The organism is Citrobacter sp. EC_71, assembly GCF_019584005.1.
GTDB lineage: Bacteria > Pseudomonadota > Gammaproteobacteria > Enterobacterales > Enterobacteriaceae > Citrobacter > Citrobacter werkmanii.
Genome location: NZ_VDAY01000005.1, coordinates 1 through 24,099, shown reverse-complemented (window position 1 = coordinate 24,099; position 24,099 = coordinate 1). Strand labels below are relative to the sequence as shown.

Genomic DNA, 24,099 nt, shown 5'->3' with positions numbered 1-24,099 from the left:
AGCCCCTCGCCAACAAATTATGCAACCTGCTGATTTTCCTCTTCTATACGCTGTGCTTCTTCTTTTTCCTGTGCCAGAAGCTGCTTTTCATAAACCTTAAAGAATGGGAAATAGATGATCGCCGACACCAATGCCAGCAGGACAACCAGGATGGCTGCACGATAATCCCAGCCTAACGCCCATGCCGCGCCAACCGGAGCCGGGGCCGTCCAGGGAACGACGGAAATCACCCGACCAATTAAATCCAGCTTCATCGCCGCCCATGCCAGCACCGCATTCACCATCGGGGCCAACAGGAACGGGATAAAGAACACCGGGTTCATAACAATCGGCGTACCGAAAATCACCGGTTCGTTAATATTGAAAATGCTGGGGACCACGCTCAAACGCCCAATCGAGCGTAAATGAGCCGAACGGCTGCGCAGATAGCAAATCACCAGCCCCATCGTCGCGCCGGACCCACCAACCACGATGAAAAACGTCCAGAATGCTTCCATAAAGATATGGGGCAAAGGCGCGCCCTGTGCCAGCGCCGACTGGTTCATTCCGAGATTGGTTAGCCAGAACATTTGCAGCATCCCCGATACAATCGCCGCACCATGGATCCCAGCAAACCACAGTAGATGACCAATCAGCACGGCCAGTAGTATCGCCGGGAGAGAATCAGCGGCGGATACCAGTGGTTTAAAGATGGCCATAATGGCCTGCGGGATTAGCATGTCAAACTGCGACTGTATAACCAGACTCAAAGGGTACAGAGTTAGCACCACCACCAGCACCGGGATCAGCAGATCGAAGGAGTTTTTGATCATTGGCGGCACCTGATCGGGTAAACGGATACCGATGTTGTGCGCCTTCAGGAAACGCATCATTTCAACACAGTAAATCGCCACCAGGATAGCGGTGAAAATCCCCGTCCCACCCAGGCTATCAACGGGCATCGCGCCTTTGGTTTTCGGCGCAGCAATCAGCAAAAAAGCCATAATGGACAACATCGCGCACATAAACGGATCTAATTGATGCGACTTCACATAGTGCTTCCCCAGGTTATAAGCGATAGCCGCACATATGTAGACCGACATGATCCCCATCGTCATATCAAACGGAGTGAGGATTTGGCCTTCAAACTGTTTTGCCATGTCCAGCCATGCGCGGGCAAATCCCCATGTTGTATCAGGAGAAAATGGCGGGTAGGCAAAAACCAACAGAAATGATCCTACGATCATAAATGGCATAGCCGAAATAAAACCATCACGAATTGCCATCACGTGACGTTGCGAAGAGATACGCCCGGCGACAGGACTGACGTAGTTTTCAACAAAGCGGAAAATCACATTAAACACAGCATGGTTAGTAGACATAGCCGCTCTCCCGTTGCGCAAAACCCTACAGCCATGCAGTCATCAACACCACCACGTAAAGCCCATTACACTTTTTCGCAACCGTGCCGGGAAGAGCACCAGCGCAACTGCATTTTGAGTTAAGTTTCATAGATGGCTCTTATTATGTGATACAGAGGAAGTGACAACTTCAGTATTAATCGTCATTTCAACAATCTGCAACCGGTTACTGTAACCGGTTTCTTTGATTGTGAAGACGATCGAAAAACTGCCAATGTTGCCATGTTGTTACAATAAAATATTTACAGTGAGGTGAGCCCTATGACAAATTACGCCATGCGGTTTTCTGCTGTGCGGAGCTGCCTGTAGGCACCATGGAGAGAAGAATGAGTTTGCAATCAGTACGCCAATTTTTGGCGCAGCATGCCCCAGATATTGAGATCATCGAATTAGACCAGAGCACGGCAACTGTTGAACTGGCAGCTAAAGCCCATAATGTCGAACCCGGTCAGATCGCGAAAACACTTTCGCTAAAGGTGAAGAACGACATCATCCTGGTTGTCGCCAAAGGCGATGCCCGGCTGGATAATAAAAAGCTAAAGAGCACGTTCGGTGCCAAAGCCCGTATGCTGAGTAGTGATGAGGTAGTGAACGCGACGGGTCATCCCGTTGGCGGCGTTTGTCCTTTCGGGCTGGAAACACCGATCTCGGTTTATTGCGATGTCTCTCTGAAGCACTATGCTGAAGTGCTGCCTGCGGCAGGAGCCATTCACAGCGCGGTTCGTATCACACCGGAACGAATGGCTGAGCTAACTTCAGCCACCTGGGTTGATGTGTGCCAATGATGTTTCACGCCCCAGCCCGGTGACTGAAACCGACACAAAATAGGTCTACGTTGACCGTTACGACGCCGCTTGTAGAAAAGGTGTCGGTTCACCTGCGCGCAGATACAGCAGGATATCGGCGGCATCCAGTAACCCAACATCTGAGCTCACGCCCAGCTTGGACATTACGTTAAATTTATGCGCCCGAATGGTTTTAATATTCCGCTCAAGCTGAACGGCAATCTGCGGCATCGAATAGCCATTCGACATAAAACGCAGAATTTCTCGTTCTGTAGGGCTAAGCACACGGCTTTGATTGATAAACCAATGGTTTTTCGCGCTTTCGGTTACCTGGGTAGGGCAATTCAATGCCGTAAATAACGCGTCCTGCAACACAGTTAACGAAGAAGCTTTGCTAACAACCCCATCCAATGGCAATGGTGACAGAGAGCCAATTAAACGCGCCTCAGCATCGTCATCGGCAATAACTATACGCCTGATGCGAGGGAAATTTATCGCCAGTTCCGTCAGATAGGCGAGCCCTGCTCTGCGATCGGTCCTGATAGCAGAAAGAGAAAAAATAACTGCCGAAAATGACATCTTTAACATCGCCTGACTAAAAGCAAGCTGATTCGAAAAGAGATGAAGTGCGTATTGGTCACCCGGCATGGTATTAAATAAACTCTCAATGCCCACGCTACTCATCGCACATTTTTCTATAAGTGCGACGTTTCTTTTAATGCTTCTGCTTTCCATTCCGTGGTCTCTCCATATACTGAAGGTAAATTCAGTTCTCGCGATCCTTGAGAACTGTTTATCCATGCGTACATTTCTGCATTGCTGTGTATTGATAAGCGACGCATGGCGCTGTTCTTTTGGGCGCTGATTGTTTTATTACTTTTCTTAAGCAACGACGCAATCTGGTTAATTCCCCAACCTTTTCCCAGGAGTCTCAGCACTTTCCTCTCCGAGAGGGTAAGTGCAATTGAGCGGACGCTATGGTCAGCCAACTCTGGCATTACGGGCGGAGAGAGCAGCGACTTGCTAATTCTCTCTGCTCGGGTATTTCCCGCGTGAATGACATTCACTAAACTTTCAATCGGTTCTGCATCGGATAACAGCGAACTGATCGGGCACATCAGCAGTTCGATGGCGAGAGGGTAAAAAACACGAGATACAAGAAATACCCAATGAATATCACGATATTGAGATAATAAAGAATAATATTGTTCGCAGACTGGGCGAGGATGATTGCAGTCTGCGGATAAATCAGCAATCACCAAATCAGCACACCGCAACTGCAATAATGTCAGTTCTTCAACGGAACGACAGTAAGTCAATTCGCAATCAGCGAACTGTCCTTGCATTACACCTTTAAGCCCAGTTTGTACGATCGGTAATTTACTAATAATAATTGCGTTTTTGCAGCGTCCTGGCAACATATCCCCTCCACATTCACCAGTCCGTATTCGCACTTATTAAAAGCTTCCTGATAAATTAAATATATTAATTAACAGAAAACCTTAAACAATAGACGAGGTGAATTGTTTATCCTTGGATTTTATTAAAATATTAAAGTGATGGCGCTATAATTCCAATAGCGTCAAACTATTGAACCGTTATTACAAAATTACGCACAAATACATTCTATGTACAATTAAAAGAACTACAATAGAACATTAGCATTGCTTACGTATTTGCCATCCTTATAAATAACACGACCTTTTCATGTAGCGCTATCTTTATTGATAAGCAGGTAAGGCATGTAAGCGGCTGCGACCTGCGTCTTTTTTCAACGCAAAGATTGATCTTGCCAGAGCCAACGGGCTCGTGCTTCATGATAAAAAGAAAGCATTCACCCTTCAATGAGATCCTTTTCAGTCAGAGCGAGCCATGCAAACAGAGCAGTCGTCACAGCGAACGGTTACACGGTTATGTATACAATGTGGGCTTTTTTTACTCCAGCATGGTGCAGAAAGCGCGCTGGTTGACGAGCTATCCACTCGCCTCGGCCTGGCGCTTGGCATGGATAGCGTAGAAAGCGCCATCTCCTCCAACGCGATTGTCCTGACCACCATTAAAGATGGGCAATGCCTGACGTCGACCCGAAAAAATCATGATCGCGGCATTAACATGCACGTCGTGACGGAAGTGCAGCACATCGTTATTTTAGCGGAACACAAGCTGCTGGATATAAAAGGCGTTGAGAAGCGCTTTAGCCAGATTAAGCCGCTACGCTATCCAAGATGGCTGGTCGCATTGATGGTTGGTTTGTCCTGCGCCTGCTTTTGTAAACTTAATAACGGCGGATGGGATGGCGCAGTGATCACCTTTTTCGCCAGCATGGTAGCAATGTATATCCGCCAGGTCCTGGCGTCCCGGCATTTGCACCCGCAAATCAACTTTTGTATCACCGCCTTTGTGGCAACCACGATATCCGGCCTGTTGCTGACGCTGCCGACCTTTAATCACACCCCAACCATCGCCATGGCGGCCAGCGTGCTGCTGCTGGTTCCGGGTTTTCCGTTGATCAACTCTGTCGCGGATATGTTTAAGGGGCATATTAATACCGGGCTGGCTCGCTGGGCCATTGCCAGCCTGCTAACGTTGGCGACCTGCATTGGGGTGGTTATGTCGATGACCTTATGGGGGCTACGCGGATGGGCGTGATCGATTTCATTCTGGCGCTAATACAGGACATGATCCTGTCGGCGATTCCGGCTCTGGGCTTTGCCATGGTGTTTAACGTCCCGCATCGCGCGCTTCCCTGGTGTGCGTTACTCGGTGCGCTGGGCCACGGTTCACGAATGGTGATGATGAGCGCAGGATTTAATATTGAATGGTCAACCTTTATGGCGTCGCTGCTGATTGGCTGCATTGGGATCCAGTGGTCGCGCTGGTATCTGGCGCATCCTAAGGTCTTCACCGTCGCGGCTGTGATCCCCATGTTTCCTGGGATCTCAGCCTACACCGCCATGATCTCCGCGGTAAAAATCGGCCATTTCGGCTATAGCGAAGCGCTGATGATCACCCTGTTAACCAATTTCCTGAAAGCCTCATCAATTGTCGGTGCGCTCTCTATCGGCTTATCCGTACCAGGCTTATGGCTGTATCGCAAACGCCCGCGCGTCTAGCGCGGTAATTTCTAAGCACATCGCAGAGGGGGAATCTCCCCCTCATCTGCTGCTCTCCTGGTTCTCTGTGTTACTATAAAAGCAGTCCCTTCTCAGTTGTTGTTCAGTTTTGAGAAACATTATGCCCTGCAAAATTTTGACGCCGGACGTCATCAGCATTGACGCCTTACTACACGATCATCACGCAGTACTGGCAAAGTCTGCGGGTGGCGCCGTAGCGGTATTCGCCAACAATGCGCCAGCCTTTTACGCGCTGACGCCTGCGCGACTGGCTCAGTTGTTGGAGCTTGAAGAGAAGCTGTCACGTCCAGGAAGTGATGTGACATTGGATGCGCAATTTTATGAAGAGCCGCAAGCTGCGCCCGTTGCCGTGCCAATGGGGAAATTTGCGATGTACGCTGACTGGCAGCCCGATGCCGACTTTCAGCGCCAGGCCGCTCTGTGGGGCGTGGCGTTAAGAGAACCGGTCACCGCCGAGGAACTGGCCTCATTCGTCGCCTACTGGCAGGCCGAAGGCAAAGTCTTTCACCATATTCAGTGGCAGCAAAAACTGGCGCGTAGCATCCAGATTGGCCGGGCCAGCAATGGCGGAATGCCAAAGCGCGATGTGAACAGTGTCAGCGAACCTGACAGCCATATTCCACCAGGTTTTAGAGGATAACGATGAAAAACGTTGGCGATCTGATGAAACGTCTGCAAAAAATGATGCCGCCCAATGTCGAGCCTGCCTTTAAAACGGGCGAAGAGCTACTGGCATGGCAAAAAGAGCAAGGTGAAATTCGTGCCGCAGCGCTGGCCCGCGAAAACCGGGCCATGAAAATGCAGCGCACATTTAACCGCTCCGGTATCCGTCCGCTGCACCAAAACTGTTCATTCGATAACTATCGGGTGGAATGCGAAGGTCAGATGAACGCCCTGAGCAAAGCCCGCCAGTACGTTGATGAGTTTGACGGCAACATCGCCAGCTTTATTTTCTCGGGCAAACCCGGCACCGGCAAAAATCATCTGGCGGCAGCCATCTGCAACGAACTGCTGCTCCGCGGTAAGTCGGTACTGATCATCACCGTGGCTGATATCATGTCGGCGATGAAAGAAACCTTTAGTAACCGTGAAACCAGCGAAGAACAGTTGCTCAACGATCTTAGCAATGTGGATCTGCTGGTGATCGATGAGATCGGCATGCAGACCGAATCGCGCTATGAAAAAGTGATCATCAATCAGATCGTCGATCGCCGATCGTCCTCAAAACGCCCAACCGGCATGTTAACCAACAGCAATATGGATGAAATGAACAAACTGCTGGGAGAGCGCGTGATGGACCGTATGCGCCTTGGCAACAGCCTGTGGGTGATTTTTAACTGGGACAGCTACCGTAGCCGGGTAACAGGCAAAGAGTATTAAACGTATTAGGACCACTCCTAAAGCAGCCAGCGCTATACTGCGCTGAAAAGGCATAACACGAGTTGCATATAATGATGAAAACAACCAAACGTCTGCTGTGCTGTGCGCTTGCCGCCAGCACGCTCATCTCCACCAGCGTTTTTGCTGCCTCCTGGCAGGATTCGCTCTCCAGCGCGGCCAGCGAACTGAGCAAACAAAGCACCGGCTCGCAGGGCAGCTCGTCGCTCTCTTCCCTGACCAGCCTGCTGAATGGCAGCAATCAGTCACTGACCTCAAGCAGCATGAATAACGCCGCCGGGATCCTGGAATATTGCGCCAAACAGAAACTGGCCTCGGTTACCGACACGCAAAACGTCAAAAACCAGGTGCTGGATAAACTCGGCCTCAGTGCTCCAGAGCAGAAACAAGATACCAACTACATGGACGGCATTCAGGGCCTGCTCAATGCCAAAGATGGCCAACAGCTGGACCTGAACACGATTGGTAATAGCTCGCTGGCGAAGCAGGTAAAAACCAAGGCCTGCGATCTGGTGTTAAAACAGGGCATGAACTTCATTTCCTGAGGCATTAAATGCCGCGCGTCCCCTGCGCGGCATCCCCCATTCCTGCCGATACATACCGCCATCACGAAAGCCGTAATTACCCGCAAAAAAACGCGCATATCTAAACCAATTCTGAATAACAACGTAATTTAATGTCACTACAATTGCAGCAATATAACAACGCTATTACATTGTTCTCTCACCGAATGATTAGCCTGCCAGGCATGTGCCCGGTTTACTGAGGATCGATCGTGTCAGAATTAATCTCCATCACTCTGTTTCTCGCTTCAGTGCTGATTTACGCCTGGAAAGCGGGTCGCAATACCTGGTGGTTTGCCGCCACGTTAACGGTGCTGGGGATTTTTATCGTCTTGAATATCACACTGTATGCCAGTGACTATTTCACCGGCGACGGAATCAACGACGCAGTGCTTTACACTCTGACCAACAGCCTGACCGGCGCGGGTATCGGGAAATATATTCTGCCTGGCGTCGGAATTGCGCTGGCGCTGACGACCGTCTTCGTCGCCCTCGGCTGGATCCTTCGCCGCCGTCGCCATCACCCGCATCACGTGGGTTACAGCCTGCTGGCCCTGCTGCTGGCGCTGGCCTCCGTTGACGCCAGCCCGGCGTTTCACCAGATAACTGAACTGGTGAAATCTCAGTCGCGCGATGGCGATCCGGATTTCCTGACCTATTATAAAGAGCCGTCGAGAACCATCTCTCATCCGAAGCTGAACCTGGTTTATATCTACGGCGAAAGCCTCGAACGCACCTACTTTAACAACGATGCGTTCCCGGATCTGACCCCGGAACTCGGCGCGTTGAAAAACGAAGGCATGGATTTCAGCAACACCATGCAGCTACCGGGGACGGATTACACCATCGCTGGTATGGTCGCTTCACAATGTGGCATCCCGCTGTTTGCGCCATTTGAAGGCAATGCCTCGGCATCGGTTTCCAGCTTTTTCCCCAACAATATCTGTCTCGGCGACATCCTGAAAAACTCCGGCTACCAAAACTACTTTGTGCAGGGAGCCAACCTGCGCTTTGCCGGGAAGGATGTGTTCCTGAAATCTCACGGGTTTGATCATCTGTACGGCGCAGAAGAGTTAAAAAGCGTGGTGGCGGATCCCGCATATCGTAACGACTGGGGTTTTTACGATGACACCGTGCTGGACGAAGCCTGGAAAAAATTTGAAGAGCTATCGCGTTCAGGACAACGTTTTTCGCTGTTTACCCTAACCGTGGATACCCATCATCCGGATGGATTTATCTCACGTAGCTGTAACCGCAAACGTTATGACATCGACGGTAAGGCCAATCAGTCCTTCAGCGCGGTGAGTTGCAGCCAGGAAAACATCGCTGAATTTATCAATAAAATCAAAGCATCCCCGTGGTTTAAAGATACCGTGATCGTGGTTTCTTCCGATCATCTGGCGATGAACAACACCGCATGGAAGTATCTGAACAAGCAGGATCGCAACAACCTGTTCTTCGTGCTGCGCGGCGACCAGCCACAACAGGAAACACTGGCGGTGAAACGTAACACGATGGATAACGGCGCAACGGTGCTGGATATCCTGGGCGGCGATAACTTTATCGGCCTTGGCCGCAGCAGTTTGTCGGGCGAATCCGTGTCGGAAGTGTTCCTCAACATCAAAGAAAAAATGCTGGCGTGGAAACCCGACATCATCCGCCTGTGGAATTTCCCCAAAGAGATGAAAGAGTTCACCGTCGACCAGGACAAAAATATGATCGCGTTCTCCGGCAGTCATTTCCGCCTGCCACTGCTGCTGCGCGTATCGGATAAACGCGTCGAACCACTACCAGAAAGCGAATACTCGGCCCCGCTGCGCTTCCAGTTGGCAGATTTCGCGCCGCGCGATAACTTTGTCTGGATCGATCGCTGCTACAAAATGGCGCAGCTGTGGGCACCGGAGTTGGCGCTTTCCACCGACTGGTGCGTCTCGCAGGGGCAACTGGGCGGGCAACAAATCGTGCAGCACGTTGACAAAGCCAAATGGAAAAGCAAAACCGTCTTTAAAGACACGGTGATCGACATGGAGCGCTACAAAGGCAACGTCGATACGCTGAAAATTGTCGATAACGATATTCGCTACAAGGCAGACAGCTTCGTCTTTAACGTGGCGGGCGCGCCGGAAGGGGTGAAACAATTTAGCGGTATTTCACGCCCTGAATCGTGGGGACGCTGGTCCAATGCGCAGCTCAGTGAAGAGGTAAAAATCGAATACAAAGCGCCATTGCCGAAAAAATTCGATCTGGTCATCACTGCCAAAGCCTATGGCAATAACGCCAATCGCCCAATCCCCGTACGCGTTGGCAATGAGGAACAGACGCTGGTGCTAAGCCATGATATCAGCACCACTACCTTACATTTTGATAATCCGGCGGATGCCGATACGCTGGTGATTATCCCACCCGATCCGGTCGCTACCAACGAGGGTAATATTCTCGGCCACTCGCCGCGTAAGCTGGGGATCGGGATGGTTGAAATCAAAGTGGTGGCAGCTCAGGGGTAAAAAAAACAGCGCCCAACACAACTCCGGGCGCTGCATGGCAACCTTATTCCAGACTGTTCACCGCCTGACGCATTCCCTGCACCAGAATCATTTCCAGGTTGGCTGTCACCTGCTCTGCAAGGCCTGGCAGCAACGTCAGATCTTCCCCCCAGTGCGCGGCATCGCCGAGCACGGTATCCACCAATTCACGCAGCGTCAGGTCATTGCCGACTCGCGGCCACAGGCTGGCATACAGATTTATCCACTGCTCGTCGTCCTGCAATGGATAGCTTTCCCCGGTCCGTTCGCCGCGATAAAACGCCAACAGCGCGGCCAGAGCAAAGGTTAAGCGTACAGGCCAACATCCATTTTGCTGGCCCGCCAGCAGCTGCGGCAATATACGGGTGCGGAATTTGGTCATGCCGTTAAGCGCGATGGAAAGTAACTGATGGCGAATGTAGGGGTTCTGAAAACGCCCGCTCACCGCACCGGCAAATTCGCGCAGTTCATCGGCATCGAGATCCAATACTGGAATGATTTCTTCACCAATCGCTCGCTCAACATAATGGCGGACATCAGCATCCTGCATCGCTTCGCCAACGGTCTCCAGCCCGCACAGCCAGGCAACCGGCACCAGCGCCGTATGCGCGCCGTTTAGAATCGCGACCTTACGTTCCTTGTACGGCTTGATATCGCTCACCACCCGGATATTCAGCGGGCATTGCGCCAGTTTTAACTCTTCGGCCAACCATGCCGGTCCCTGGATCACGAACAGATAAAAGTGTTCCGCGGTATCGAGAAACGCATCGTGATAGCCAAGCGTAGCTTCCAGCGCGGCGGCTTCTTCACGCGGGTAGCCAGTAACAATGCGGTCGACCAGCGTGGAACAGAAGGTGTTCGCCGTTTCCACCCAGTCGGCAAACGCCGGAGGAAGGTGCCACTCCTGCGCATACCGCAGCACCAGCGTTTTGAGCGACTCACCGTTATAGTCGATTAGCTCGCACGGGATAATCACCCAGCCCTTATCCACCGCCCCCGCAAAATGGTTAAAGCGCTCCAGCAGCAGTCGCGTCAGTTTGGCCGGAAAACTCACCGGCGGGGCATCATCCACACTGTCCCCCGCGTGATAGCTAATCCCGGCTTCAGTGGTGTTCGAAAACACAAAGCGGATATCCGCATTGTGCGCTAACGCCAGATATTCGGCGAAATCCTTATACGGGTTGATTTCGTTATTCACCGAACGAATCAGCCGCGCCTCGCTTACCGCCTCGCCCTGCTCGTTCAACCCACGAATAAGCGTGGTATATAACCCATCCTGAGCGTTGAGCGACGGCGGAAAATCGGTATTAATCGGGCGAACAATGGTCACGCCAGCATTGAGATCCGTTTTCTCATTAAGGATATCCAGTTGCCAGTCAACAAACGCCCGCAGAAAATTACCTTCACCAAACTGGATCACGCGCGTAGGGTAGCTGGCCCCCGGAAAATCACGTCGATTCAATGTTTTCATCACTCTTATCCTCTCAGAACGTGATCACGCCTTTAATCAGTTCCCGGTTGTTAATCACGTCCCGCTCGTAGATCTCTGCAAGCTGGGCAAACGCGTAACGGTGCGTGAGCATCATGTCGGCGGTCAGTTTGCCTGCCGACATCAGGCGCCCCACCTTGGCGAAATCTTCCGGGGTCGCGTTGCGACTGCCCATCATGGTGGTTTCTTTTTTATGGAACTCAGGATCGGAGAACTGTAAATCGCCTTTGAACAGCCCAACGAAAACGATGCTGCCGCCATGGCGAATCAAATTCACTGTGTTGTTCATCGCATGCTGATTCCCCGTAGCATCAATGACCTTTTGCGCCAACGAGCCGCCAAACTGAGCGCGCAATTGCGCATCAAAATCCTCAGCGGATGGATCGATAACCGGAAGACCCAGTCGGGAAGCCACATGCTCCCGACGCGCGGGGCTGGTATCCGCCACCACCACCTGTGCGCCATCGGCTTTGGCAATCGCCGCCGCGCCCAGACCAATCGGACCGGCACCGACCACCAGCACCTGCTCACCCGGCGCTACCGCCGCCCGACGTACCGCATGTGCGCTGATGGCATAAGGCTCAATCAACGCCGCCGCCTGCGGGTCAATGCCCTGCGCATCCAGCAGGTTGGTCACCGGCACGGACAAGTATTCGCTAAAGCCGCCATCCTGGTGCACGCCAATCACTGAAATATTCTCACAACAGTTGGTGCGCCCGCTCAGGCACGCCGGACACTGCTGACAGGCCACGTAAGGAATAACCGCCACCTGCTGGCCATTTTTCAGATTTTGTATATTTTTGCCCAACCCGACAATTTCCCCACATATTTCATGGCCTAATACACGTGGATAGCTGAAAAAAGGCTGATTGCCCCCCCAGGCATGAATATCGGTGCCACAAATACCCACCGACTTAATTTTTATTAATGCTTCGCCCTCACCTGGAATAGGTATTTCACGCTCTTTCCAGACTAATTTTTTAGGTTCCTGGCAAATCAACGTATTCATCGTAGACATGATTCTGCTCTCCTGTTTTTTGTTACCTCAGATATCAACGAAAATAAAAAAAACCGAAGAAAGCGGAAACGTAATCTGTGAATTTCAGCGCATAAAAATGTTTTAAATCGGGTTTTAATAGCCAAAAAGGAGACGCCATGAGCCGTTCACAGAACTTACGCCACAATGTGATTAACCAAATAATCGATGATATGGCGCGGGGTCATATCCCTTCCCCACTTCCGTCGCAAAGCGCGCTGGCGGAGATGTACAACATCAGCCGCACCACCGTGCGCCATATGCTGAGCCACTTAGGCGAATGCGGCGTACTAACGCAGGTCGGCAGCCACTATGTCATCGTGCGTAAACCTGACCATGACGACGGTTTTGCCTGCACCACCGCCTCCATGACCGAGCAAAACCGGATCTTCGAGCAGGCTTTTTTCACCATGATCAACCAGCGCCAACTGCGCGCAGGCGAGAGTTTCTCCGAACTGCAGCTTGCCAGAGCCGCAGGCGTCAGTCCGGTAGTTGTGCGCGAATATCTTTTAAAATTCGAACGTTACAACCTGATTAAAAACGAAAAACGCGGTCAGTGGAGCATGAAGCAGTTCGATCAGGCCTATGCGGAACAGCTGTTTGAACTCAGAGAAATGCTGGAAACCCATTCTTTGCAGCATTTCCTCAATCTGCCCGATGATGACCCGCGCTGGCTGCAGGCAAAAATGCTGTTGGAGCGCCATCGCATCCTGCGCGACAGCATCGGCAGCAGCTTTCGTATGTTCTCGCAGTTAGACCGTGAGTTTCATGCTTTACTGCTCTCCGCTGCTGATAATATATTTTTTAATCAATCACTTGAAATCATCTCTGTGATTTTCCACTTCCACTATCAGTGGGATGAAAGCGATCTTAAACAGCGCAATATCATTGCCATCGATGAGCATATGACCATCCTCAGCGCGCTAATTTGCCGCAGCGATCTGGATGCGATCCTCGCACTTCGGAACCATCTTGAAACGGCAAAACAGTCAATGCTGCGCTCTATCCAGCAAAACAATCGAAAAAATTAAAAGCAGATTAAAAACACAAAATTGCAAAATACCCCACAATATTATTATCAACTCATATTGAGTAATTTACTCCCTCTTACACTCGGGGTGTCTGCTAAACAAATCTTTCTATTTTATTAGCAAAAGAACATCACAATAGGAGTCAACATGGCTATTACAATCAAGGATATAATCGTTAAAGATATCCGTTTCCCTACTTCCAGGAACCTAGATGGTTCTGATGCAATGAATGCAATATCCGACTATTCCGCGACTTATGTCACATTAATTACCGACCACACAGAAAATTTAAAAGGGTATGGTCTGACTTTTACTATTGGTCGCGGCAACGATTTGTGTGTAAGCGCAGTAAAATCTTTAGCTGAACTATTTGTTATTGGCCGTTCTCTGGAAGACATTACGGATAACTTCGGCCAATTCTGGCATGAACTTGTTTCTGGTGATTGCCAGTTACGCTGGGTTGGCCCAGAAAAAGGTGTTATCCATCTGGCCACCGCGGCAATTATTAACGCATTGTGGGATCTCTGGGCGCGTTCGCAAAATAAAACCGTATGGAAAATGCTGGTTGACATGTCACCGGAAGAGCTGGTTCGCTGCATTGACTTTACCTACATCAAGGATGTTCTGACGCCAGAAGAAGCCATCACATTATTGCGTAGAGTTGAAACAGGTAAAGCACAGCGTGAAAGAGAAATGTTGGAAACGGGATTCCCTGGTTACACAACGGCCGCAGGCTGGCTTGGGTATTCAGAAGAAAAAATGCGTCAGCTTGCCCGCCAGGCCGTGGCTGACGGCTGGACTCATCTGAAGCAAAAAGTCGGTGCAGATCTCGAGCAGGACATTCGCCGGGCGACTATCCTGCGTGAAGAGCTGGGTTGGGAACGCAAACTGATGATGGATGCCAACCAAATATGGGGCGTTGATGAAGCCATTACGGCGATGCGCAAACTCGCTAAATTTGATCCGCTATGGATCGAAGAGCCTACCAGCCCTGACGACATTCTCGGTCACGCGGCAATAAAAGCACGAATTGGCGACATTGGCATTGCCACCGGTGAACATGCCCATAACCGGGTAATGTTTAAACAATTCTTCCAGTCAGGCGCAATGGATTTTTGCCAGTTAGACCCTGCCCGTTTGGGCGGTTTAAACGAAGTACTCGCAGTCGTATTAATGGCGGCGAAGTTTGGCATACCGGTATGCCCCCATGGCGGAGGCGTCGGTCTGTGTCAGTATTCATTGAATATTGTTTTATTTGACTATATCGCCGTATCAGCATCACTGAAAAACAGAGTTTTAGAATATGTTGATCACTTACACGAGAATTTCGAAGAGCCGCTGGTGATAAAACGTGGACGATATTATCCACTGCTGCAACCTGGCTATGGTGTAAAGATGAAACCAGATACACTAACACGTTATTCATGGCCTGATGGCCAGGAATGGTTGAGTTAACATACATACTAAACAGGTATGTCATAAAATACCTGTTTAAAAGTTCTTGCATAATATTTCCTACTCTCTTTCATCGTTTTTATGATGAGAGATAACAGTAGCTTTCCACCATTTGATTGGAAGCATATTTATGAGTCATAGTGATAATGAAAAGATTGTCAATTCGGCAGTTAAAAAGTCAATTATACGGCTTTTACCCTTTTTGGCACTCATGTATGTCATGGCTTATCTGGATCGCGCCAACATTGGTTTTGCAAAAGAGGCATTCCAGATTGATACCGGGCTGAGTAATGCAGCATATGCTTTGGGCGCCGGGGTCTTTTTTATAGGTTATGCACTATTTGAAGTTCCCAGCAATATATTCTTATATAAAGTGGGTGCACGTTTATGGCTTTCCCGCATCATGGTAACATGGGGGCTTATTTCTGCTGCAATGATGTTTGCCCATGATGAGAAAACATTTATTATCTTGCGTTTTCTTCTCGGAGCCTCTGAAGCAGGATTTATGCCCGGTGTAATGTTATATCTGACGTTTTGGTTCCCGCTTAATATCAGGGCAAAAGTGGCAGGTTATTTCTGGTTTGGGCCGCCGATCGCATTTATTCTCGGAGGACCGGTATCCGGTGGATTATTAACTATCCATGATTTATGGGGATTACATAACTGGCAATTAATGTTTTTGGTTGAAGGATTACTCGCCGCACTTGTTGGGGTTGTCGCATTTTTCTATCTTGATGATAAGCCATCAGATAAACGCTGCACATTCCTGACCGTGCATGAGAAACAGGCGCTTAGCGTCATTATGGAAAAAGAAGAGCACACAAAAGCAAGCCATGGCCCGCAGGGGATCCTGAAAGCACTGTGCGATCCCAGAGTGCTGTATCTGTGTCTGATCTGCTTCACCATTCAGGTTGGTTCTTACGGTATTGCTTTCTTCCTACCGTCCCAAGTCGCTGCATTATCAGGGCAAGGCGTTGGCTTCGTCGTTGGAGTTTTATCCGGTATCCCGTGGTTATGTGCACTTTTTGCCGCGTGGTATATCCCACATCTTTCCACAAAGCTGAAAGAACGCCGCTGGATAAGTACGATTACACTGCTCTTCGGTGGTCTTGGCGTTGCATTATCTGGCATGCTTGCAGGTTCGCCGTTCTGGGCCTTCATCGCACTTTGCGTTGGCTGCGCAGGCTTGCTGGCCGTCCAGCCTATATACTGGACTTTCCCAACCAGCTATCTCAGTGGTGCTGCGGCAGCATCGGGTATAGCGCTCATTAACTCTCTAGGCAATCTTGGCGGATTCGTGGCCCCTAACATTCGAGTATGGGCTGAGAATGCGTTTGATTCGAATATTGCTGGGCTTTACCTGCTGGGCGGCATTGCGATTATCGGCGCCATTATGCTTGCCGGGATATTCCGCATTGGTATACGTCGTGATTTGGACAGCCCTGCGCCAGAAAAGAGCCACGCTAAGGGCTCCTCTGACTCTACAACGACGGCAACATCCGCTTCCATAGACTGATACACATACTGTTATTCATCTCATAAAAAGCGCCCTCAAATTGAGGGCGCAATCATTTAGAACGTTTCCCAGTTATCCCCGGCATCGGTTACCGCAGCTTTACGCGGCTGGACCGTTGAAACCGGTTTTGCGGCGGCAACGTCGCGCGCGCGCTGTTGGTCATGCTGAATACGGAACACGGCAACGGCCTGGGTCAGGCGGCTGGCCTGCTCTTCCAGCGCCGCAGCGGCGGCGGCGGATTCTTCCACCAGCGAAGCATTCTGCTGCGTCACGCGATCCATCTCTGCAACGGCCAGGCCCACCTGGTCGATGCCGCGGCTCTGCTCATCAGAGGCGGAGGCAATTTCACCCATGATATCGGTCACGCGGGTTACCGCATTGACGATCTCATCCATGGTTTCACCGGCGCTTTCCACCAGCGTTGAACCCACATCCACACGGCTGACCGAGTCTTCAATCAGGCTCTTGATCTCGCGCGCGGCCTGCGCACTTCGCTGGGCCAGGTTACGAACCTCACCCGCAACCACCGCAAAACCACGCCCCTGCTCGCCCGCACGCGCGGCTTCTACTGCGGCGTTGAGCGCCAGAATGTTGGTCTGGAAGGCAATCCCGTCGATAACGCTAATAATATCGGCGATTTTCTGCGAACTGGAAGCGATGTCGCGCATGGTTTGCACCACGTTATCAACCACTTTACCGCCTTTCTGCGCGGTTTCCGAAGCGCTCAGCGCCAGATGGCTGGCCTGACGCGCGTTTTCGGCGTTCTGCTTCACGGTCGCCGTCAGCTGTTCCATGCTGGCCGCCGTTTCTTCCAGAGAAGCCGCCTGCTGCTCGGTACGCGAGGAGAGATCGTTGTTGCCCATCGCAATCTCGCTGGCGCCGCTGTAAATCGCGTTGGCACCGTTACGCACGTCACCCACGGTGTTCATCAGTTCACCCTGCATGTGGCGCAGGCTTTCCGCCAGCTGTCCAATCTCGTTGGATCCTTCCACCTCAATACGCTTCACCAAATCACCACTGGCGATATGACGAATGCTTTCAATCAGGCGGTTCATCGGAGAGATCAGCGTCAGTTTGATACCAAACCAAACCGCAACGATAGCGGCCAGCACGGTAATCAGTACACATGCCAGCACCCACATTGTCTGGCTATAGGAAGCGTTATTGTCCTCAACCGCGATGTCATACAGGCGATCGTTCTGCTGCATGTAACTCATGTACTGCTTCTCAAAACCGTCCTGATAGCTCTGCGTCGGTTGATCGAAAAACGCGTTGATCTTGCCTTCACCCAGTAACTGGATCAGCTCCGCCAGCGCACCGTGATAGATGTCATAGGTGCGGTTGATCTCCTGGAACGCGGCTTCGCTTTGACGCGGATCGCGCGGGAGCGACTCGTAAATCGCCCAGTTTTTTTCGGTCAGCTTCAGGGCATTACTCGCCACCTGCATCAGTTCTGCAACGGTCGCGCCGCTGCCGATGTTGCTCTGATCCATCATGTAGCGAATACCCGCCCGGTTCAGGGTATTACGCGTTTGCAGCAGTTCAACCCAGGTAGCGTTCAGCGCAGACTGCTGCTGGCGAATGGTTTGCAGAACGGTAAAGTTCTCTTTGTCATTCTTCAGTGAGTTAAAAAACAAGCCGCCTGAGGCGAGCTGTAAAAGGCCAAATAGCGCCAATACCAGCAGTAAGCTGGTAACAATCTTCATTCGTTTTAACATGTTTTCTCTTTCCGCTAGACAGATGTCAGAATTTTCGGCCTGGAAAGGGAAAACTTTATGGAATTCGTGCTAACTGAATCGATCTCATCATCGAAGATTCGTCGATCCACGCAGCCCGTTAAGGATCTCAATGGGATTATTAGTGATCTCAATCACATAATTACCTTCACTCATCGGTACTGTGAACCGCTCACTGACACTTGGGACCGCTTAAGCTGACATACAACCGCTCACTTATTTACCTTACTTTACGCGCGTAATTCTCTGGCAAGATCCCCCCAACATAGCAGTCAAATAACCTCCTCAAACACAAGATCAAACCCACGCGGCTTCGGCCAATTATTAATTAGATACCAGGTTTTACTATGGATACGAAAAAGATATTCAAGCACATACCCTGGGTGATTCTCGGAATCATCGGTGCATTCTGCCTCTCGGTAGTGGCATTACGTCGGGGTGAACACATTAGTGCCCTGTGGATCGTGGTCGCCTCAGTTTCTGTTTATCTGGTGGCCTATCGTTACTACAGCCTGTACATCGCCCAAAAGGTGATGAAACTTGACCCAACGCGTGCTACGCCAGCGGTCATCAACAATGACGGTCTGAACTACGTTCCAACCAACCGTAACGTATTGTTTGGCCACCACTTTGCCGCTATCGCAGGTGCAGGTCCGCTGGTTGGACCGGTATTGGCCGCGCAGATGGGCTACCTGCCCGGAACGTTATGGCTGCTGGCAGGCGTGGTACTGGCCGGTGCGGTACAGGACTTCATGGTGCTGTTTATCTCTTCCCGCCGTAACGGCGCATCTCTCGGCGAGATGATCAAAGAAGAGATGGGCCCAATCCCGGGAACCATTGCTCTGTTCGGCTGCTTCTTAATCATGATCATCATCCTGGCGGTACTGGCGCTGATCGTGGTGAAAGCGCTGGCGGAAAGCCCATGGGGTGTGTTCACCGTCTGCTCAACCGTACCGATTGCGCTATTCATGGGGATCTACATGCGATTCCTGCGCCCAGGACGTGTGGGTGAAGTGTCGGTAATTGGTATTGTGCTGCTGGTGGCTTCCATCTACTTCGGCGGCGTGATTGCGCACGACCCGTACTGGGGTCCGGCGCTGACCTTTAAAGACACCACCATTACCTTTACCCTGATTGGTTACGCGTTTATCTCTGCGCTGCTGCCGGTATGGCTGATCCTCGCCCCGCGCGACTATCTGGCGACCTTCCTGAAAATCGGCGTTATCGTCGGTCTGGCGGTGGGGATTGTTATCCTCAATCCGGAACTGAAAATGCCGGCGATGACGCAGTACGTTGATGGTACTGGCCCGCTGTGGAAAGGCGCTCTGTTCCCGTTCCTGTTTATTACCATCGCCTGTGGTGCGGTATCTGGCTTCCACGCGTTGATTGCTTCCGGTACCACGCCGAAGCTGCTGGCTTGTGAAACCGATGCGCGCTTTATCGGTTACGGCGCGATGCTGATGGAATCCTTCGTGGCGATTATGGCGCTGGTTGCTGCGTCTATCATCGAACCGGGTCTGTACTTCGCGATGAACACCCCGCCTGCGGGCCTTGGCATCACCATGCCGAACCTGCATGAAATGAGCGGCGAAAACGCACCGCTGATTATGGCGCAGCTGAAAGATGTTACCGCACATGCGGCAGCGACCGTCAGCTCCTGGGGCTTCGTGATTTCGCCTGAGCAGATCCTGCAGACCGCGAAAGACATCGGTGAACCGTCCGTTCTGAACCGCGCAGGTGGCGCACCGACGCTGGCCGTGGGTATCGCTCACGTGTTCCACAAAGTGCTGCCGATGGCGGATATGGGCTTCTGGTATCACTTCGGTATTCTGTTTGAAGCGCTGTTCATCCTGACCGCACTGGATGCAGGTACCCGTTCTGGCCGCTTTATGCTGCAGGATTTACTGGGTAACTTCGTCCCGTTCCTGAAGAAAACCGACTCACTGGTGGCGGGCATCATCGGTACTGCGGGCTGCGTAGGCCTGTGGGGTTACCTGCTGTATCAAGGCGTTGTTGACCCGCTGGGCGGCGTGAAGAGCCTGTGGCCGCTGTTTGGTATCTCTAACCAGATGCTGGCTGCCGTGGCGCTGGTTCTCGGCACTGTGGTGCTGGTTAAAATGCAGCGCACCAAATACATCTGGGTTACCGTGGTTCCGGCAGTATGGCTGCTTATCTGCACCACCTGGGCGCTGGGTCTGAAACTGTTCAGCACCAACCCGCAGATGGAAGGCTTCTTCTTTATGGCGAATCAGTACAAAGAGAAGATTGCTAACGGCGGCGAACTGACCGCTCAGCAGATTGCCAACATGAACCATATCGTCATCAACAACTACACCAACGCAGGTCTGAGTATTCTGTTCCTGGTGGTGGTGTACAGCATCATTTTCTACGGGTTCCGTACCTGGCAGAAAGCCCGCGCCATCAACGGTCGCTCTGATAAAGAGACGCCGTATGTACCGGTGCCGGAAGGCGGCGTGAAGACCTCTTCACACCACTAAGATGTATTCAGCCCCGCTCCGGCGGGGCTTTTCGCTTATCAGGATTGTTTATGTTTGGTACTTTAGGGCAAGCTAAAAAATATCTCGGTCAGGCAGCGAAGATGCTGATTGGCATTCCGGACTACGACAACTACGTCGAGCACATGAAGACCAACCATCCCGATAAGCCGTACATGACCTACGAAGAATTCTTCCGCGAGCGCCAGGAAGCCCGCTACGGTAGCGGCGGAAGCAGTTGCTGTTAGAAGGAGAAGTGAATGACCCCGATTGCAGTTACCCTACTCACCGGTTTTCTTGGCGCAGGTAAAACCACCCTGCTACGCCATATTCTCAACGAGCAGCACGGTTACAAGATTGCCGTTATCGAAAACGAATTCGGTGAAGTCTCGGTGGACGATCAGCTTATTGGCGACCGCGCCACGCAGATCAAAACCCTGACCAACGGCTGCATTTGCTGTACCCGCTCCAGTGAGCTGGAAGATGCGCTGTTAGATCTGCTCGACAACCTCGACAAAGGCACCATCAGTTTTGACCGTCTGGTGATCGAGTGCACCGGCATGGCCGACCCCGGCCCGATTATCCAGACCTTTTTCTCCCATGAAGTGATTTGCGAACGCTATCTGCTGGACGGCGTAATTGCGCTGGTTGACGCGGTGCATGCCGACGAGCAGATGAACCAGTTCACCATCGCCCAGTCGCAGGTAGGCTATGCTGACCGCATCCTGCTGACCAAAACCGACGTTGCAGGTGAAAGCGAGAAACTACGTGAACGCCTGGCGCGCATTAACGCCCGTGCGCCGATTTACACCGTCACGCATGGCGACATCGACCTTTCGCTGCTGTTCGATACCAACGGTTTTATGCTGGAAGAGAACGTGGTCAGCGCCAAACCGCGCTTCCACTTTATCGCCGACAAGCAAAACGATATTTCCTCGATCGTCGTTGAACTGGATTACCCGGTGAACATCAGCGACGTGTCGCGGGTAATGGAAAATCTGCTGCTGGAATCCGCCGAGAAACTGCTGCGCTACAAAGGCATGCTGTGGATTGACGGCGAGCCAAACCGCCTGCTGTTCCAGGGCGTCCAGCGCCTGTACAGCGCCGACTGGGACCGCCCGTGGGGTGACGAAACGCCGCACAGCCTGCTGGTGTTTATCGGTATTAACCTGCCGGAAGATGAGATCAGAGCTGCGTTTGCGGGATTGAAGAAGTAATCCTCTGCTTATTTGCCCGGCGGCGCGATGTGGCCGGGCCTGGAAATCCCGCGCCTTGTAGGCTGGATAAGGCGTAGCCGCCATCCGGCATCTTTCCTCAATCATTTATCGCATTCTTACAGACTGGGAATGCTGTTTTTTCTCCCCTCTCAAAACATTCATTAAAATGATCTTTAATAACAAATGATCACCCTTGATTATAAAAAACCTTTATAAATGATCAACTTACAAATTTCTGGTAAAAAGGAGACTATCTACCCGAAGAAAAAATAAGCCTCCTAACAGAGGCCAGGACAGTTTTTATGACATCAGGAAATTTCTCCCAGACGGCCGCTTTTCTTTGGTCGGTCGCCGACCTGCTGCGCGGCGATTTTAAACAATCGCAGTATGGCCGCATTATTCTCCCCTTCACCCTGCTGCGCCGACTGGAGTGCGTACTCGAAGACAGCAAAAAGGCCGTACTTGCCCAGGCTGAAAAAGTTAAAGCACTTAATTTGCCGGAAGAAGCGCAAGAGAAGATGCTCCTGCGTGCCGCTGATGGTCTGACGTTCTTTAACACCTCGCCGATGGACCTCAGCAAGATGGGGCAAAACGGTATCAAGGCCAATCTGGAGAAGTACGTTCAATCCTTCTCCACCAATGCCCGGGAGATTTTCGAACACTTCAAGTTCAACGAGTTTGTGGGTCAACTGGAAGAGGCCAACTTGCTCTATAAGGTGGTGCAAAAGTTTGCAACGGTGGATTTAAGCCCGAAGGACATTTCAAACCATGATATGGGGCTGGTGTTTGAGGAGTTAATCCGCCGCTTTGCGGAAGGGTCTAACGAAACCGCCGGCGAGCACTTCACCCCGCGCGATATCGTGCGCCTGACCACCTCACTGGTGTTTATCGGCGACGACGACGCGCTCACCAAAGACGGTATTATTCGCACCATCTACGACCCAACGGCGGGCACTGGCGGCTTTCTCTCCTCCGGGATGGAATTTCTGCACGAGCTGAACCCTAATGCGGTGATGCGCGCTTTTGGTCAGGAGCTAAATCCGGAGTCCTACGCCATCTGTAAAGCGGATATGCTTATCAAAGGCCAGGATGTCAGCCGCATCAAGCTCGGCAACACGCTTTCAAACGATCAGCTCCCCGCCGAGAAATTCGATTACATGCTCTCCAACCCGCCGTTTGGTGTGGACTGGAAAAAGATCGAAGGCGAGATCAACAGCGAACACGCGCAGAAAGGTTTTGACGGACGCTTTGGTCCCGGCCTGCCGCGCGTCTCCGATGGATCGTTGCTGTTCCTGCTGCATTTGATCAGTAAAATGCGCGATAGTCACAGCGGCGGCGGGCGCATCGGCATCATCCTTAACGGCTCTCCGCTATTTACCGGCGGCGCAGGCAGCGGCGAAAGCGAAATCCGCCGTTACATCCTCGAAGCCGATCTGCTGGAAGGCATCATCGCCCTGCCAACCGATATGTTCTACAACACCGGTATCGCCACCTACGTGTGGATCCTCTCCAACAAGAAAGCGCCGGAGCGCAAAGGCAAAGTCCAACTCATTGATGGTAGCAATCTGTGCGGCAAAATGCGCAAGTCGCTGGGTTCAAAGCGTAATCTGATGGGGGAAGACGATATCCGGCTCATCACCCAAACCTTCGGCGATTTTGCGGCGATAGAGACCACCACGCTGGAAGCGCTGGGCCTGGAGAAAGCGCCGGAGCAAAAATCCAGTCGTGGTCGTCAGTCTGCAACCGCGAAAAGCGAAACGCCGAAAACCTTCGCCAGCAAACTCTTCAGCAGCACCGATTTTGGCTACCGCCGCCTGACGATTGAGCGCCCGTTGCGCCTGTCGGCACAGATTACCGATGAGGCCATCGCCACCCTGCTATTTGCACCGAAACCCTTCAACGCCCCGATGGAATGCCTGTTTGACGCGTTTGCCGTCCACTGGCATGCGGATAACTACGGCGATTTTTCTGCGCTGGAAGCCGAAGCTCGCGCCATTATCAAAGCCGAATTCCCCGAGCTAAAAGAGAAGCAAATCAAAGATCTGCTCGACAGCAAGCTATGGCTGGCCCAGCGTGAGTTGATGGAAAAAGCCCGGCATATTCAGGCAGCGTTTGGCGACAAGCCCGGCGGTATTTCCCATATCAGCGATGACTTCAATCAGTTCCAGACGGACTTAAAAAGCGCGCTTAAAACCGCTGGCGTGAAGCTAAATAGCTGCGCCTAATACCGCTACACTTTTGCCTGGCCATGTTTTCCTCCGGGGAATGGGCTGGCGGTTTCCATAAAATGGCGGACCTTTTTCAGTAACTGCCACATTGAGC

Annotated in this window: 20 protein-coding genes and 1 pseudogene; 14 read left to right on the top strand and 7 right to left on the bottom strand. The window is 51.6% G+C overall.

Going from position 1 to position 24,099, the window contains the following annotated elements:
• Nucleotides 1-17: 17 nt before the first annotated feature.
• Entirely contained in the window at nucleotides 18-1,361 is a 1,344-nt protein-coding gene (locus FHD02_RS06615) for a PTS sugar transporter subunit IIC (RefSeq protein WP_032940335.1), read from the bottom strand.
• Between the two features lie 365 nt (nucleotides 1,362-1,726).
• On the opposite strand from FHD02_RS06615, the gene FHD02_RS06610 reads away from it, so the two are divergent.
• Nucleotides 1,727-2,185 (top strand): YbaK/EbsC family protein, encoded by a 459-nt coding sequence (locus tag FHD02_RS06610; protein ID WP_038636987.1) that lies wholly within the window; start codon nucleotides 1,727-1,729, stop codon nucleotides 2,183-2,185.
• Between the two features lie 57 nt (nucleotides 2,186-2,242).
• Here the strand turns inward: FHD02_RS06610 and bglJ are convergent, their stop codons facing one another.
• Nucleotides 2,243-2,920 (bottom strand): DNA-binding transcriptional activator BglJ, encoded by a 678-nt coding sequence (gene bglJ, locus FHD02_RS06605; protein ID WP_061382861.1) that lies wholly within the window; start codon nucleotides 2,918-2,920, stop codon nucleotides 2,243-2,245.
• Nucleotides 2,881-3,606 (bottom strand): response regulator transcription factor, encoded by a 726-nt coding sequence (locus FHD02_RS06600; protein ID WP_137361762.1) that lies wholly within the window; start codon nucleotides 3,604-3,606, stop codon nucleotides 2,881-2,883. The genes bglJ and FHD02_RS06600 overlap by 40 nt, the downstream gene beginning before the upstream one ends.
• 451 nt (nucleotides 3,607-4,057) lie before the next feature.
• Between FHD02_RS06600 and FHD02_RS06595 the strand changes: the two genes are divergently transcribed.
• The 6 genes from FHD02_RS06595 (at nucleotide 4,058) to opgB (ending at nucleotide 9,784) form a co-directional block, all read left to right on the top strand.
• Complete coding sequence (locus tag FHD02_RS06595; protein WP_042312543.1) at nucleotides 4,058-4,834, top strand: threonine/serine exporter ThrE family protein; 777 nt, start codon at nucleotides 4,058-4,060, stop codon at nucleotides 4,832-4,834.
• Nucleotides 4,825-5,298 carry a threonine/serine exporter gene (locus FHD02_RS06590; RefSeq protein ID WP_038636981.1) on the top strand — a complete coding sequence of 158 codons (474 nt, stop codon included), beginning with the start codon at nucleotides 4,825-4,827 and terminating at the stop codon, nucleotides 5,296-5,298. Before FHD02_RS06595 ends, FHD02_RS06590 begins: the two co-directional genes overlap by 10 nt.
• Nucleotides 5,299-5,419: 121 nt before the next feature.
• Complete coding sequence (gene dnaT, locus FHD02_RS06585) at nucleotides 5,420-5,959, top strand: primosomal protein DnaT (protein WP_079225556.1); 540 nt, start codon at nucleotides 5,420-5,422, stop codon at nucleotides 5,957-5,959.
• A 2-nt stretch (nucleotides 5,960-5,961) separates the two neighbouring features.
• On the top strand, nucleotides 5,962-6,699 hold the full coding sequence (gene dnaC, locus FHD02_RS06580; RefSeq protein WP_038636979.1) for a DNA replication protein DnaC: 738 nt from the start codon (nucleotides 5,962-5,964) through the stop codon (nucleotides 6,697-6,699).
• Between the two features lie 71 nt (nucleotides 6,700-6,770).
• On the top strand, nucleotides 6,771-7,262 hold the full coding sequence (locus tag FHD02_RS06575; protein WP_137361760.1) for a DUF2501 domain-containing protein: 492 nt from the start codon (nucleotides 6,771-6,773) through the stop codon (nucleotides 7,260-7,262).
• A 230-nt stretch (nucleotides 7,263-7,492) separates the two neighbouring features.
• Complete coding sequence (gene opgB, locus FHD02_RS06570) at nucleotides 7,493-9,784, top strand: phosphatidylglycerol--membrane-oligosaccharide glycerophosphotransferase (protein ID WP_137371416.1); 2,292 nt, start codon at nucleotides 7,493-7,495, stop codon at nucleotides 9,782-9,784.
• 43 nt (nucleotides 9,785-9,827) lie between these two features.
• On the opposite strand, the gene FHD02_RS06565 is transcribed toward opgB, so the two are convergent.
• Complete coding sequence (locus tag FHD02_RS06565; RefSeq protein ID WP_137361758.1) at nucleotides 9,828-11,273, bottom strand: tagaturonate reductase; 1,446 nt, start codon at nucleotides 11,271-11,273, stop codon at nucleotides 9,828-9,830.
• 13 nt (nucleotides 11,274-11,286) lie between these two features.
• Nucleotides 11,287-12,309 carry a zinc-binding alcohol dehydrogenase family protein gene (locus tag FHD02_RS06560; protein WP_137361757.1) on the bottom strand — a complete coding sequence of 341 codons (1,023 nt, stop codon included), beginning with the start codon at nucleotides 12,307-12,309 and terminating at the stop codon, nucleotides 11,287-11,289.
• Nucleotides 12,310-12,446: 137 nt separating this feature from the next.
• Between FHD02_RS06560 and FHD02_RS06555 the strand changes: the two genes are divergently transcribed.
• The 3 genes from FHD02_RS06555 (at nucleotide 12,447) to FHD02_RS06545 (ending at nucleotide 16,329) form a co-directional block, all read left to right on the top strand.
• On the top strand, nucleotides 12,447-13,358 hold the full coding sequence (locus FHD02_RS06555) for a GntR family transcriptional regulator (protein WP_137371417.1): 912 nt from the start codon (nucleotides 12,447-12,449) through the stop codon (nucleotides 13,356-13,358).
• Nucleotides 13,359-13,505: 147 nt separating this feature from the next.
• A complete protein-coding gene (locus FHD02_RS06550; RefSeq protein WP_137361755.1) occupies nucleotides 13,506-14,813 on the top strand; it encodes an enolase C-terminal domain-like protein in 1,308 nt (435 codons plus the stop codon).
• A 130-nt stretch (nucleotides 14,814-14,943) separates the two neighbouring features.
• Complete coding sequence (locus FHD02_RS06545; RefSeq protein WP_137361754.1) at nucleotides 14,944-16,329, top strand: MFS transporter; 1,386 nt, start codon at nucleotides 14,944-14,946, stop codon at nucleotides 16,327-16,329.
• 56 nt (nucleotides 16,330-16,385) lie between these two features.
• Here FHD02_RS06545 and tsr read toward each other — a convergent pair whose 3' ends face one another.
• A complete protein-coding gene (gene tsr / locus FHD02_RS06540) occupies nucleotides 16,386-18,047 on the bottom strand; it encodes a methyl-accepting chemotaxis protein (protein WP_220393724.1) in 1,662 nt (553 codons plus the stop codon).
• Between the two features lie 365 nt (nucleotides 18,048-18,412).
• On the opposite strand from tsr, the gene btsT reads away from it, so the two are divergent.
• The 4 genes and pseudogenes from btsT to FHD02_RS06520 all read left to right on the top strand — a co-directional run.
• Nucleotides 18,413-20,563, top strand: a complete 2,151-nt coding sequence (gene btsT, locus FHD02_RS06535) for a pyruvate/proton symporter BtsT (RefSeq protein ID WP_137361753.1) — start codon at nucleotides 18,413-18,415, stop codon at nucleotides 20,561-20,563.
• Between the two features lie 50 nt (nucleotides 20,564-20,613).
• Complete coding sequence (locus FHD02_RS06530) at nucleotides 20,614-20,808, top strand: YbdD/YjiX family protein (protein ID WP_003830038.1); 195 nt, start codon at nucleotides 20,614-20,616, stop codon at nucleotides 20,806-20,808.
• A gap of 12 nt (nucleotides 20,809-20,820) precedes the next feature.
• Nucleotides 20,821-21,777, top strand: coding sequence for a GTPase (gene yjiA, locus FHD02_RS06525; RefSeq protein ID WP_137371418.1), 957 nt, complete (start codon nucleotides 20,821-20,823; stop codon nucleotides 21,775-21,777).
• A gap of 302 nt (nucleotides 21,778-22,079) precedes the next feature.
• Nucleotides 22,080-23,993 (top strand): annotated as a pseudogene (locus tag FHD02_RS06520) (N-6 DNA methylase); the annotation flags it as partial.
• A 14-nt stretch (nucleotides 23,994-24,007) separates the two neighbouring features.
• On the opposite strand, the gene FHD02_RS24355 reads toward FHD02_RS06520, so the two are convergent.
• A partial coding sequence (locus FHD02_RS24355; protein WP_039391442.1) for a hypothetical protein occupies nucleotides 24,008-24,099 on the bottom strand: 92 nt, incomplete at its 5' end.

Excerpts from the sequence above, each read along its gene's own strand:
- FHD02_RS06575 (WP_137361760.1), top strand. The coding sequence starts at position 6,771 with ATGATGAAAACAACCAAACGTCTGCTGTGCTGTGCGCTTGCCGCCAGC.
- FHD02_RS06530 (WP_003830038.1), top strand. The coding sequence starts at position 20,614 with ATGTTTGGTACTTTAGGGCAAGCTAAAAAATATCTCGGTCAGGCAGCG.
- FHD02_RS06610 (WP_038636987.1), top strand. The coding sequence starts at position 1,727 with ATGAGTTTGCAATCAGTACGCCAATTTTTGGCGCAGCATGCCCCAGAT.
- FHD02_RS06550 (WP_137361755.1), top strand. The coding sequence starts at position 13,506 with ATGGCTATTACAATCAAGGATATAATCGTTAAAGATATCCGTTTCCCT.
- FHD02_RS06555 (WP_137371417.1), top strand. The coding sequence starts at position 12,447 with ATGAGCCGTTCACAGAACTTACGCCACAATGTGATTAACCAAATAATC.
- FHD02_RS06595 (WP_042312543.1), top strand. The coding sequence starts at position 4,058 with ATGCAAACAGAGCAGTCGTCACAGCGAACGGTTACACGGTTATGTATA.
- FHD02_RS06565 (WP_137361758.1), bottom strand. The coding sequence starts at position 11,273 with ATGAAAACATTGAATCGACGTGATTTTCCGGGGGCCAGCTACCCTACG.
- dnaT (WP_079225556.1), top strand. The coding sequence starts at position 5,420 with ATGCCCTGCAAAATTTTGACGCCGGACGTCATCAGCATTGACGCCTTA.
- FHD02_RS06615 (WP_032940335.1), bottom strand. The coding sequence starts at position 1,361 with ATGTCTACTAACCATGCTGTGTTTAATGTGATTTTCCGCTTTGTTGAA.
- yjiA (WP_137371418.1), top strand. The coding sequence starts at position 20,821 with ATGACCCCGATTGCAGTTACCCTACTCACCGGTTTTCTTGGCGCAGGT.
- btsT (WP_137361753.1), top strand. The coding sequence starts at position 18,413 with ATGGATACGAAAAAGATATTCAAGCACATACCCTGGGTGATTCTCGGA.
- FHD02_RS06600 (WP_137361762.1), bottom strand. The coding sequence starts at position 3,606 with ATGTTGCCAGGACGCTGCAAAAACGCAATTATTATTAGTAAATTACCG.
- FHD02_RS06545 (WP_137361754.1), top strand. The coding sequence starts at position 14,944 with ATGAGTCATAGTGATAATGAAAAGATTGTCAATTCGGCAGTTAAAAAG.
- FHD02_RS06560 (WP_137361757.1), bottom strand. The coding sequence starts at position 12,309 with ATGTCTACGATGAATACGTTGATTTGCCAGGAACCTAAAAAATTAGTC.
- FHD02_RS06590 (WP_038636981.1), top strand. The coding sequence starts at position 4,825 with ATGGGCGTGATCGATTTCATTCTGGCGCTAATACAGGACATGATCCTG.
- bglJ (WP_061382861.1), bottom strand. The coding sequence starts at position 2,920 with ATGGAAAGCAGAAGCATTAAAAGAAACGTCGCACTTATAGAAAAATGT.
- tsr (WP_220393724.1), bottom strand. The coding sequence starts at position 18,047 with ATGTTAAAACGAATGAAGATTGTTACCAGCTTACTGCTGGTATTGGCG.
- dnaC (WP_038636979.1), top strand. The coding sequence starts at position 5,962 with ATGAAAAACGTTGGCGATCTGATGAAACGTCTGCAAAAAATGATGCCG.